Source organism: Saccharopolyspora sp. NPDC045941 (assembly GCF_056431445.1).
Genome location: NZ_JBWKKU010000060.1, coordinates 51931 through 63629, shown reverse-complemented (window position 1 = coordinate 63629; position 11699 = coordinate 51931). Strand labels below are relative to the sequence as shown.

Here is an 11699-nt window from a genome sequence, read left to right as displayed (position 1 = left end):
AAGAACAATCATCCCAGGCCAGAGGGCATCTGCCCCACCACGACACGACCCCCACCACCACAAAACCCAACCCACCACCGGCGGATCCGGGCTATGGCAGCACAAAGTACGCACGGCTCCGGGCCTGCCGGAACGTCGTTCCAGGCCACCATGCCGCGGACAAACCCCGAAACTCCAGGCGCCCCAGAACACTCACGGGCGGTGATGAGCCTTGGCGGACCTGTTCACAGTTCGGGCAGCCGGCTGATGTCGAGGTCCGTGCCGGCGATCTCGGTGCGCAGTTCGTTGAGCCGCTGGTACTGCTCGACCGCCGAAGTGCGTTCGGCGGCGGCGAGTTCCAGCACGAGGGCGTGCACGATGGTCAGCGGTGCGATGAGCTCGTTCGCCGCGCCCTCGGTGGAGTCGGGCAGCGGTAGCACGGTGTCGGCCCGGGTTTCCCGGGCCTCGTCGATGGCCTCGGTCAGCAGCACGCTGCGCGCGCCGATCCGGTGCGCCTGGTCGAGAACGATGCCGATCTCGCGGAACACCCGCAGCGGCGCGATGACGACCACCGCGTGCGCGGGTTGCAGCCGCAGGAGTTCGTCGGCGAGGCGGAAGCCGGTCGCGGTCCAGGAATCCGCCGGCCTGCCCGCGCGCCGCAGGCTCAGCGCCAGGTGGTCGGCGATGGCGGCGCTGGGGCCGATCCCGTAGGCCCAGATGTGCTCGGCGTCGTTGAGCGCTGCGACGGTGCGAGACCAGTCGGCGCTGTCGATGAGTGCGGGCACTTCGCCGAGAAGGGTGAGCCCGGCGTCGATCACGGGTTGCAACACGCCGTGCTCCGGGCGCAGCCGCTGCACCCGGTCGTCGAGGACCTGCGCGGGGTCGCGCCGGCGGGCCAGGTGGTCGACGAGGCTGCGCTTGAGGTCGTTGAGCCCGTCGAAGCCGAGCTTGCGCGCTGTGCGGATGACGGTCGCGTCGCTGGTGCCGGTGACTTCGCCGAGTTTGGCGGCCGAGGAGATCGCTGCCTCCTCGGGATGCCGTTGCAGGTAGTCGGCCACCGCTCGTTCGCCGCTTGCGAGCTTGCCCGCCCGGTTTCGGATGCGTTGGCCCAGCGACTCGCTACGTGAAGTGTTCACGTCGTCCATTGTGCCACCGCGAAGTGAATGCTACGTTTCTGGCCTGTTGGAGCCAATGCTCCCGACCTCCTGCGGAGACGGTGATGAAACCAGTTCAGCAGTCGAGCGTCGCCGTGATCGGGGTGGGCACGATGGGCAGCCAGCTGCTGCACCGGCTCGCCTCCGACGGTCTCGCGGTGACCGGCTTCGAGCAGTACGACATCGGCCACGAACGCGGCGCGGCCGGCGGTGAAACGCGCATCTTCCGCGTCGCCTACAAAGAAGGCGGTGACTACGTCCCGCTGCTGCGCGAAGCACGCTCGGCGTGGCAGGAACTCAGCGCACGTGCGGGTGTCCCGCTGCTCGAACCCTGCGGCGCGATGACCATCGGGTCGCCCGAGGATCCCGACGTGCGCACCGTCGTCGACGTGACCGAGCAGTGGAACCTCGACGTCGAACAGCTCGACCACCGCGAGGCCGTCCGCCGGTTCCCGCAACACCGGCTCTTCCCGGACGACGTCGTGCTGCTCGACCGCCAAGGCGGCCTGCTGCATCCGCAACGCGCGATCGCCGAAACGACCCTGCTCGCGGAGAAGGCCGGCGCGAGGCTGCACACCGGCACCACCGTCGAGGATGTCGTCGACGACGGCAACGGCGTCGCCGTGCACTTCCGCCGCGGCGAGGAGATCCAGGTCGAGAAGTTCGACCAGGCGGTCGTGTGCACCGGGCCGTGGATCACCCGAAGCGTGCCGATGCTCGCCCGCGACGTCGAGATCCGGCGCGCGGTGCTGTGCTGGTTCGAGACCGCGGAGAACTGGGGCCCGGAGTCCTTCCCGGTGGGAATACGGCGCAGCGGAGGGGAGAACACCTTCTCCTTCTTCCCGGACGTCGGCGGCGGGGTGAAGATCAACCTGCACGTGCCGAAGTCCACCGTGGACGATCCGGACCTGCTGGATCCGGTGGTGGCACCCGACTACGTCACCAGGGTGTCCGAGGCGGTGTCGAGCTGCCTGCGCGGGCTGGCGCCGCGCCCCACCGCGGTGCGGACCTTCATGGAGGGCTACACCGCGGACAACCACGGCATCATCGGCCGCGACCCGCACCGGCCGAACGTGCTGGTGATGGGCGGCTTCTCCGGTCACGGCTTCAAGCTGGCACCGGTGTTCGCCAGAGCCGCCGCAGAGCTGCTCCGCACCGGCCGCACCGACGTGCCGATCGACCACTTGTCGCTGTCCCGCCTCCGCTAGAGGCGGATCGAACGATCCACGTAGCGGTGCAGCGGCGCCTCGGCCGCCGTCCCGGTACGGGACGTCCACTCCGCTTGCTCACACGACCCTTGAGGAATGCCATGCTGCGCATCGGTATCGACGTCGGCGGCACGTTCACCGACGTGACCGCGCTGGACACGTCCACCGGCCGGTTCCACATCCACAAGCTGCCCTCCACCACCGACGACCAGTCGGTCGCGGTCGCCGACGGTGTCCGCGAGGTGCTGCGCCTGGCCGGCGCCGACGCCGCCGACGTCGGCTACCTGGGCCACGGCACCACCGTGGCCACCAACACCGTGCTGGAATCCAACGGCGCCCGCACCGCCTTGGTCACCACCGCAGGCTTGCGCGACATCATGGAGATCGGCCGCCAGCAGCGTCCCGACCTCTACGACCTGGACGCCGACAAGGCGCCACCGCTGGTGCCGCGGTCCCAAGTGCACCCCGTGGTGGAACGGATGTCGGCCGAGGGCAAGGTGCTCGAACCGCTCGACGCCGACGACCTCGCGACGGTGATCGACCGGGTGCGCGCCGACGAACCCGAGGCCGTCGCGGTGTGCTTCTTGCACAGCTACCGCAACGCCCACCACGAGCTGGAGGTCGCGGAACGGCTGCGCGCGGCGCTGCCCTCGGTCTACGTGTGCGCCTCCGCCGAGATCGCACCGGTCTTCCGCGAGTTCGAGCGGTTCTCGACCACTGTGGTCAACGCCTACGTCGGGCCGCGGATCAACCGCTACATGTCGCGGCTGGCCGAGCGGATCCGGGCCACCGGGGTGCCGGTCGAACCCAAGGTGATCGGCTCCAGCGGCGGCATGATGTCGTTGGCATCGGTCGGCCGCTACCCGGTCACGACGCTGCTGTCCGGCCCGTCGGCCGGCGTGGTCGCCGCGTCGCAGGTGGCCGGCCAGGCGGGCTTCGAGAACCTGATCACCTTCGACATGGGCGGGACCAGCACCGATGTCTGCCTGGTGCGCGACGGTCGCGCGCTGGTGTCCGCGCAGCGGCGCATCAACGACCGCCCGGTGCGCACGCCGTCGCTGGACATCCACACCGTCGGTGCCGGTGGCGGCAGCATCGCCCGGGTCGACACCGGTGGGGCGCTGGAAGTCGGCCCCAGCAGCGCCGGATCCCAGCCCGGACCCGCCGCTTACGGACGCGGCGGGGTCGAGCCCACCGTCACCGACGCCAACGTCCTACGTGGACGGTTGAACCCGCAGCACATCCTCGGCGGCGCCCTCGCCGTCGACCACCCGGCGGCGGCGCGGTCGGTGGACGGCATCGCCGCCGCGCTGGGTGCCGACCGGGCGGTGGCCGCACGCGGCATCGGCCGGATCGCGGCGGTCAACATGGCCGGTGCGGTGCGCAAGGTCTCGGTGGAGGCCGGCGAGGACCCGCGCGGCTACGTGCTGGTCGCCTTCGGCGGCGCAGGACCGCTGCACGCCGTCGAGGTCGCGCGCGAGGTCGGCATGAGCACCGTGCTCGTGCCGCCGAACCCGGGAACGCTGTGCGCGCTCGGCCTGCTCGTCACCGACATCCGCACCGAGTTCGCCAAGGCGGTGCTGGCCGACGCGGCCGACAGCGACCTCGACAAGCTCAACGAAGCGCTGCACGAGGTGCACGGCGCGGCCCAGGAGTGGCTGACCGCCGAAGCACCCTCCGATGTGGACACGACCATCACCGGTGTGGCCAGGATGCGCTACGCCCGGCAGAACTTCGAGCTCTCCGTATCACTTCCGCAGCAGGTGATCGACGCGGCGCGGTTCGACGCCGCCGCGCTCACCGCGCTCGCCGCCGCCTTCCACGACCAGCACACCAAGAGCTACGGCTTCGCCCACCGCGACGCCCGGGTGCAGATCGTGGAGGTGCAGCTGACCCCGGCGGCGGTGGTGGACAAACCCGAACTGCCCGCCACCGAAGCAGGAACCGACCCCGCCGACGCGTTGCTCGGGCACCGACCGGTGGACTTCGACGAGACCGGCGAGGTCGACACCCCCGTTTACGACCGGTCGGGCCTGCGCGCGGGCACCGCGCTGCCCGGCCCCGCCATCGTCGAACAGCTCGACACCACCACGGTCATCACCCCATCGGCCACCGCGCGCGTCGACCGCTACGGCAACCTCGTCATCGAACTGGAGCAGCGTTGAACACTCCCGACCCGATCACCGTGCAGGTTATCGGCGCGTCCCTGGTGACCATCGCGGAGGAGATGGGCGCGGTGCTGCGCCGGGCCAGCTACTCCACGAACATCAAGGAACGCTCGGACTGCTCCACCGCGCTGTTCGACGAGCGCGGCAAACTGGTCGCCCAGGCCGAGAACATGCCGATCCACATGGGATCGATGACCGGCCTGATCGACTCGCTGGAAGCCTCCGCGCTGACCGTGCGGCCCGGCGACGTGTTCATCACCAACGACCCGTACCACGGCGGCGGCACCCACCTGCCGGACATCACGATGGTCAAGCCGGTCTTCGACGGCGGTGAGCTCATCGGCTACAGCGCCAACATCGCGCACCACTCCGACATCGGCGGCCGGGTGCCGGGCAGCAACGCAGGCGACTCGAACTCCCTGTTCCAGGAAGGACTGCGGATCCCGCTGGTCAGGTTCGCGACCGCGGCCGGGGTCGAGCAGGCACCGCTGGCATTCGTCGAGCTCAACTCGCGACTGCCCCAGGAGCGGCGCGGCGACATGCTCGCCCAGCTCGCCTCCGTGGAGATCGGGGAACGGCGGCTGCGCGAGGTGCACCGGCGCCACGGCCGCGAGACCGTCCGCGCCGCTACCGCACACCTGCTGGAGCACTCCCGGAAACGGCTGTCGGCGGCGCTGCGCGCGGTCCCGGACGGCACCTACCGGTTCCGCGATCGCATGGACCCCAGCGACGGCCCCGCCGCCGAGATCGTGGTGGCCGTCACCATCGCCGGCGACCGGGTGGCGCTGGACTTCGCCGGCACCGGCCCGCAGAGCCCGGTCGGCATCAACGTGGTGCGCCCGGCGCTGGAAGCCACCGTCTACTACGCCTTGAAAGCAGTGCTGGACCCGGGGATCCCGCCCAATGGCGGGTTCTTCGACGCCGTCGAGATCAGCGCGCCGCACGGCAGCATCGTCAACCCGGTCGAGCCCGCGCCGGTCACCGCTCGCACCGACACCTGCCAGCGGGTCGCCGACGTCGTGCTGGGTGCCTTGGCCGAGGCGGTACCGGAACGGGTACCCGCGGCCAGCCACAGCACCGTCACGTACGTGACGTTCTCCGGGGAGCACGACGGGGAGTTCTTCGTCTACCCGGAGGTGGTGGCCGGCGGTGGCGGCGCCCGGACCGGCAAGGACGGCATGGACGCCATCCAGGTGCACATCACCAATTCCTCGAACCTGCCCATCGAGGCGCTGGAGCAGGAGTACCCGCTGCTGGTCGACACCTACGAGCTGATCCCCGACTCCGGCGGCGCGGGCACCCACCGCGGCGGTCTCGGCGTGCGCCGGGACGTGCGAATCCGCTGCGACCACGCGGAATTCTCCGCGCACGCCGACCGGCAGGCGTCCCGCCCGTGGGGCTTGCGCGGCGGTCAGGACGGCAGCCCCGGACGGTTCGTCATCAACCCCGGCCGCGCAGATGAACGCCGACTGCCGGGCGGCCGGATCTCCGGTGTGCAGCTGCGCGAAGGCGACGTGCTCCGGGTGGAAAGCCCGGGCAGCGGCGGCTTCGGCGACCCCGCGCAGCGCTCGGCCGCGCAGGTGCGCGAGGACCTGCGCAACGGCCGCATCACCGAACGAGCGGCGCGCGAGCACTACGGACCCACCTCGGCCGACTGACTCCCGGCACCGATTGGAGTGCAGGCTTGACATCCTCTCCGCCTTGAAGGGCGAAGATTCCCACCCTCGCGGGTCGGACCTTTCTGCTTCGCGGCCCGTTGCCGCCTGGGGTTACCAGCAAAGGGGCGGTGTACCGCCCACGGTCTTACACAAGCTCCACAGACTTCACGTTCCGCCAGCCCGGCGGTAGGCCCGACCGGCTTGGTTTTCGCCGGTCGGGCAACCAGAACACTAGCAACCATCCGCGAGTAGCCGATCACGGGTTAAGACCAAGACGACTTGGGATCGGCTCCCCTGGTCTGAAGGCCGGGGTATCCGCTGATTGGAGTTCCGATGACGACAGCATCGACCGTTTCCGCGCCTCCGGACAGATCCCTGGTCCGCCGGGTGACCTGGGCGACCTGGTCCGGTTGGGGCCTGGACGGCTTCACCAACCAGATGTTCCCGCTGGCGCTCGGCGGCATCATCGCCGCGCTCGGCCTGACCACGGCCCAGGGCGGTCTGGCCACCTCCAGCGCGCTCATCGCCTCGGCAGTGGGTGGTGTGGTCGGCGGACGCCTGGCCGACCGGTTCGGCCGGGTCCAGGTGCTGGTGCTGGTGATCAGTGCCTACGCCCTGTTCACCGGCCTGACCGCGACCGCGCAGAACTTCGAGCAGCTGCTGATCTGGCGCACCCTCGAAGGGTTCTTCTTCGGTGCCGAGTGGCCGGTGGGTGCGGCGCTGATGGCCGAGTACGCGGCACCGGAGCGCCGGGGCCGGGCACTGGCCTGGATCCAGTCGGCGTGGGCGGTCGGCTGGGGCGTGGCCAACCTCGCCTACGTGCTCAGCCACGCGTGGCTGCCCGAAACCATCGCCTGGCGGGTGATGTTCGCCGTCGGCATCCTGCCGGCGGTGGTCGCCTTGCTGATCCGCCGGAACCTGCGCGATGTCCCGACCGTCCGGGTGCGGCGCGAACCGCGGCAGAAGGGCGCCTTCGGTGAGCTGTTCGCTCCAGGGCTGCGCAAGTACACCGTGCTGGGCACCCTCTTCGGCGCCACCGGCCTGGCCAGCACCTACGCCCTGCAGACCTGGATTCCGCTCTACCTGAAGGAAGAACGCGGTCTGAGCGTGAGCAGCACGGCGCTCTACATCTGGTTCATGATCGTCGGCAACTGGCTCGGCTACGTGCTCGGCGGTCACGTGCACGACCGGATCGGACGACGCCGGGCGTTCACGCTCTTCTACCTGGGCACGGCGGTTTTCGGATTCCTGTTCATGGCCGTTCCGGTGAAGGCGCTCTGGTACAACCTGCTGCTCGCGGCCGTGGTCGGGTTCTTCATCTCGGCCCAGGCATCGGGCAAGGGGGCATTGTTCACCGAACTGTTCCCGGCGCGGGTGCGCGGGACCGGGGCGGGCATCACCTACAACGTCGGCCGCGGTGTCGCGGCGTTCAGCCCGGCGCTGATCGGCTGGGCATCGGAAGGCATGGGGCTGGGCAGCGCCATCGTCGCGGTCCTGCTGGTCTGCACGGCGCTGACCGTCCTGTTCATCTGGCTGCTCCCGGAAACCAAGGGCCGGGTGCTCGACTAGGGGACTTCGCCAGAGCAAGAAGAGATCACCGGCACCACTTGTCCGGTGAGAACTCGACACACACATGGAGAACTGAGAACTCGATGGAGAGATTCCTCCCCACCAAGCGCAGGACGCTTCCAGTCGCGTTTCTGAGCGCCCTCACGGCCGCCGCGCTTCTGTCCACAGTGGCGTCGGCTGCCGAGCCGCCGACCACGGCTGGACCGGCTGCGGCGGCGGAGCAAGCGCCACCGACCACGGCTGGTCCGGTCGCGACGGCGAAGCAAGTGCCGACGCCGACCATCACCGGCCCGGTCCCGGTGGCGATGCCGCCTGGTACCGACCTCACGCACAACTACCCGCAACTGGCGGCGGAGCCCGGCTTCGACCTGTCCCAGCGCGGTTACGTCGAGGAGGAGTACTTCTTCGGAGGAAAGGCGACGCGCTACGACACGCCGCCGATGGCCGACGGCGTCGCATTGTCCACCGGCAATTCGTACAAGACCCGGATGATCGTCCGGCGCCCGGACAACCCCGCGAAGTTCAACGGCATCGTGGTCGTCGAATGGGTCAACGTGACCTCGGGGTACAACCTCGACGTCCACTGGCAGGAATCTCGTGACTACCTGACCCGCGAAGGCTATGCCTACGTGGGCGTGTCGGCGCAACGCGTCGGCGTGCAGCAAGAGCCCTACGGCCTGACCGCGTGGAGCCCGGCCCGCTACGGCACGCTCGACGTCACCGCAGGTGGCACGATCACCGATGACTCGCTGTCCTACGACATCTTCTCCCAGGCCGGACAGGCTGTTCGAACCAACCCGGCCGTGCTCGGCGGACTGCGACCGGCCACCGTGCTGGCGGTCGGGCAGTCGCAGTCGGCGTCGCGGCTGGCGCTGTACTACAACTCGATCCAGCCGCTGGCCCAGGTGTACGACGGCTTCATGCTCTTCGTGGGCAGCGGTGGACCGTTCCGGACCGACATTCCCACGAAGCTGCTGCGCATCAGCACCGAGACCGAGGTCTTCCTGAACCGGGTACCGCACCAGGCGGATTCCGGGGTCTTCCGCTCTTGGGAGATCGCGGGTGATTCGCACGTCGACTACTGGTTCATGATGAATCGCATGCAGGGCGTCGCGCGCGACGCCCTGAAGCCCTTCTCGTTCACCTGCGACCGGCCGCCGCTGAGCCACGTCGACACCAAGAACGTGCTCAATGCCGGGTATCACCACCTCGTCGACTGGGTTCGCCACGACAAGCAGCCGCCCACCGCGCAGCCGATCCGGACGACGCCCACGCCGACCGGGATGGCGATCCCGCGCGACGAGAACGGGCTCGCTTTCGGCGGCATCCGGCTGGCCGAAGTCGACGCGCCGATCGCGACCAACACCGGCGAGAATTCGGGGCAGGAACTCTGCCGACTGTACGGATCGCACCAGCCCTTCACCGCGGAGAAGATCGCTTCGCTGTACCCGACCCACGACGCCTACGTCCGAGCGGTGCGCGACGTGACGAAGCGGAACCTCCGGGAGGGCTTCATCCTCCAGCAAGACGCCGGTGAAACCGTCCGCGAAGCGGAGGCATCGCGCGTCGGGACGTCGAACCCGCTGCCGATCCCATAACCACGACCGAGGCCGACAAAGATCGCCGGCTGTCTGGCGCTGCAACGCCAGACAGCCGGCGATCGACGTCCCGTGTTGGACTGGACAGTCAGCTTTGGTCGTGGAGGAATGCGGGGATTTCACTGCGGGTCGGGTAGTTCGGCAAGGGTGCCGGCTCGCTTTGCAGGAATGCGTTGACGACGGCGTAGGCTCGTTCGTCGTTGTCGTCGAGGCCGTTCCACATGTGGTGTCCGACACCGGGCATGTACTGGGTTCGCTCGATGGCGGGATCGTTGGCCAGAATGGTGGTCGCCCATTGACGAATCTGCGAAGAGCACTCGGCGATCATCAGCATTGCGGGGATGTCGGAGCGCCCAAGTTGCGCAGCAATCGAGGATGATTCCTTGATCGTCTGCTGGAACTGCATGCTCGGGGCGGGGCTGAAGGAGAAGTTCTCGGCCGTGTCCTCGGTGGGGATGCGGTCAGCATCCTGTGCGCAGTAAGCGGATGCGGTGTCGCTGCCGAGGTCGGCGGCTGTGAAGGCGTTGTCGCCTTCGGCCTGCCCGATCAGCCCGGTATCGGGCGAGAGGAGCCCAAGTCGCATGAGGCCGAGCGCGACGGCATACCTGGGGACATTCGTGGAACGTGGACCGCTCGGGGCCGGAGCGATGCCGCGCGCGGTCGGCCGCCCTTGTTGCCCGGCGATCTGCGCTGTGGGGCCGTCCATCGGGCCAGGCTCGGCGATGATCGCTTTGTGCACGCGGGCGGCGACGTCCGGCTCGGCCAGGGCCCGGGTGAGTATGCCCCCTCCTGCGGAGAATCCGAGGACGTCGACCCGGCCCTTGTCCAGGTGGTCGATGAATGCTCCGAGGTCGCGGACCGATCTGGAGGGGTTGTACTGATCCATGGGAAGCAGCTCGCTTCGTCCACCGCCGGCTTGCTCGTAGGCGTAGACGTCGTAGCCCTGTCGTGCCAAGAGCTGCAGGAAACGGTGATCGAGCACCGAGATGCTGCGGACGGGTCCGCCGTGGAGGTACACGAGGGGCGTTGCACGGCGGGGACTGCCCGGGGCGGGCGGGTAGTGGTACACCGCGACCCGGCTTCCCGTGGCCAGACTCCACTTCTGCGTCGCCACGAACGGCAGGTCGGCTGGGAATCGCCGGTCGGTTGGCACGCTCGGGATGCAGACCGACGCCGTCAGCGCTACCGCGATGACCACCGGTGGGAGCGGCACGAGTTTGCGCGGCCCCGCACGGCGGCGGCCCCGCCATATCGCGACGGCGGCCCCGACTCCGAGGGTCGTCAGCCAGGCCACGAGCCCCGAGCCCGCGCCATCTGTCAGGACGAGCAGCGCCAGGAACAGGCCGACCAGTCCCACGACGGCGCCCAAGGCCAGTCCCAGGCGACCGGTGAAGCGGGCAATACGGATGAGGAGTTTTGGCATCACGGGTCCCTGCGAGAGTTTCCAAACTAAGTTTCAAAACGACGTTAGCACGCGAGCTAGACTGGTCACCGTGGGTAGGCCGAGAACGAACGACGACACCGTGAGAGAGCGTCTTGTCGAGTCAGCCACCGAGCTGTTCGCAACCCGTCCACGTGAGTCGATCACTGTCCGCGCCCTGGCTTCCGCCGCCGGAACTGCGACGGCGGCGGTGTACACGTTGTTCGGCAACAAAGACGCACTGATCGACGAGGTGCGCAACAGGGCGGTCGCAGGGCTGTTCCGCGACCTGGCGGCAGTGCCGACCTCCGACGACCCTCTCGCCGACCTCTACGCTCTCGCCGCCACATACCGGCGCTGGGGACGCGAGCACACCCACCTCTACATGGTGTTGTTCGGTGGCGTGCAGACCTTCGACCCGTCGGGCGCGGTCGGAACCGGCGACCCCGTCCGACCGCTCCTGCACGCCATAGATCGCGCCTTGGCGGCGTCCATGCTCACTGGCGACGCAACAGCTATCGCGCTCTCGTTCTGGGTGACCCTGCACGGACTTGTGACCCTCGAACTGGCAGGAGCGCTCGGCACCGCCACGGCCGAGAGCGCATTCCGATCGGCAATCCCCGCAACACTCCGCGGTTGGGCGACCCCGACGGCGGACCGCGCCCTGCACTGCGGCGAAATCACCCAGGCACCGTGATGTCCTGACGGCTCGGCGAACCGTGCCGATCGGAACCGGCTCATGTGCCGCCTGTTGCGCCTTGGCGCGGTGCGACGCTCGCCGCCGCCCGCCAGGCATGGCGCATGGCTGACCCGGCCGGGTTTGGCTGGTGGCTGATTCTGCGTCCGCCATTCGCAGTGCCCATGCACCGACTCGACAGGCTTCCGCAGCCAGGACGCGCCACGCGCCTGGTGAGCGTGTTCGCCTCGTTCCACTTTGGAGAGCGG

The 11699-nt window shown here is 69.1% G+C and carries 8 protein-coding genes; 6 read left to right on the top strand and 2 right to left on the bottom strand.

Features of this window, described 5'->3' with window-relative positions; all coding sequences use genetic code 11:
- Positions 1 to 224: 224 nt before the first annotated feature.
- A complete protein-coding gene (locus AC07FN_RS35280; protein ID WP_478399533.1) occupies positions 225 to 1115 on the bottom strand; it encodes a MurR/RpiR family transcriptional regulator in 891 nt (296 codons plus the stop codon).
- Positions 1116 to 1198: 83 nt separating this feature from the next.
- Here AC07FN_RS35280 and solA point away from each other — a divergent pair, with 83 nt between their 5' ends.
- From solA to AC07FN_RS35255, 5 genes are all read left to right on the top strand, one after another.
- Positions 1199 to 2341 (top strand): N-methyl-L-tryptophan oxidase, encoded by a 1143-nt coding sequence (gene solA / locus AC07FN_RS35275; RefSeq protein WP_478399532.1) that lies wholly within the window; start codon positions 1199 to 1201, stop codon positions 2339 to 2341.
- 101 nt (positions 2342 to 2442) lie between these two features.
- Positions 2443 to 4506 (top strand): hydantoinase/oxoprolinase family protein, encoded by a 2064-nt coding sequence (locus AC07FN_RS35270; RefSeq protein ID WP_478399531.1) that lies wholly within the window; start codon positions 2443 to 2445, stop codon positions 4504 to 4506.
- Positions 4503 to 6167, top strand: coding sequence for a hydantoinase B/oxoprolinase family protein (locus tag AC07FN_RS35265; protein ID WP_478399530.1), 1665 nt, complete (start codon positions 4503 to 4505; stop codon positions 6165 to 6167). Before AC07FN_RS35270 ends, AC07FN_RS35265 begins: the two co-directional genes overlap by 4 nt.
- A 333-nt stretch (positions 6168 to 6500) precedes the next feature.
- On the top strand, positions 6501 to 7736 hold the full coding sequence (locus AC07FN_RS35260; protein ID WP_478399529.1) for an MFS transporter: 1236 nt from the start codon (positions 6501 to 6503) through the stop codon (positions 7734 to 7736).
- 83 nt (positions 7737 to 7819) lie between these two features.
- The gene (locus tag AC07FN_RS35255) at positions 7820 to 9334 is read left to right on the top strand and encodes an alpha/beta hydrolase domain-containing protein (protein ID WP_478399528.1); all 1515 of its coding nucleotides are present in this window, start codon (positions 7820 to 7822) and stop codon (positions 9332 to 9334) included.
- 88 nt (positions 9335 to 9422) lie between these two features.
- On the opposite strand, the gene AC07FN_RS35250 is transcribed toward AC07FN_RS35255, so the two are convergent.
- Positions 9423 to 10757 carry an alpha/beta hydrolase gene (locus AC07FN_RS35250; protein WP_478399527.1) on the bottom strand — a complete coding sequence of 445 codons (1335 nt, stop codon included), beginning with the start codon at positions 10755 to 10757 and terminating at the stop codon, positions 9423 to 9425.
- Here AC07FN_RS35250 and AC07FN_RS35245 point away from each other — a divergent pair.
- The gene (locus AC07FN_RS35245) at positions 10741 to 11451 is read left to right on the top strand and encodes a TetR-like C-terminal domain-containing protein (protein ID WP_478399526.1); all 711 of its coding nucleotides are present in this window, start codon (positions 10741 to 10743) and stop codon (positions 11449 to 11451) included. The genes AC07FN_RS35250 and AC07FN_RS35245 overlap by 17 nt on opposite strands.
- Positions 11452 to 11699 lie beyond the last annotated feature (248 nt).

Bases quoted from the DNA above. Each gene is read 5' to 3' on its own strand.
- solA (WP_478399532.1), top strand. From the start codon at position 1,199: ATGAAACCAGTTCAGCAGTCGAGCGTCGCCGTGATCGGGGTGGGCACG.
- AC07FN_RS35270 (WP_478399531.1), top strand. From the start codon at position 2,443: ATGCTGCGCATCGGTATCGACGTCGGCGGCACGTTCACCGACGTGACC.
- AC07FN_RS35260 (WP_478399529.1), top strand. From the start codon at position 6,501: ATGACGACAGCATCGACCGTTTCCGCGCCTCCGGACAGATCCCTGGTC.
- AC07FN_RS35255 (WP_478399528.1), top strand. From the start codon at position 7,820: ATGGAGAGATTCCTCCCCACCAAGCGCAGGACGCTTCCAGTCGCGTTT.
- AC07FN_RS35245 (WP_478399526.1), top strand. From the start codon at position 10,741: ATGAGGAGTTTTGGCATCACGGGTCCCTGCGAGAGTTTCCAAACTAAG.
- AC07FN_RS35250 (WP_478399527.1), bottom strand. From the start codon at position 10,757: ATGCCAAAACTCCTCATCCGTATTGCCCGCTTCACCGGTCGCCTGGGA.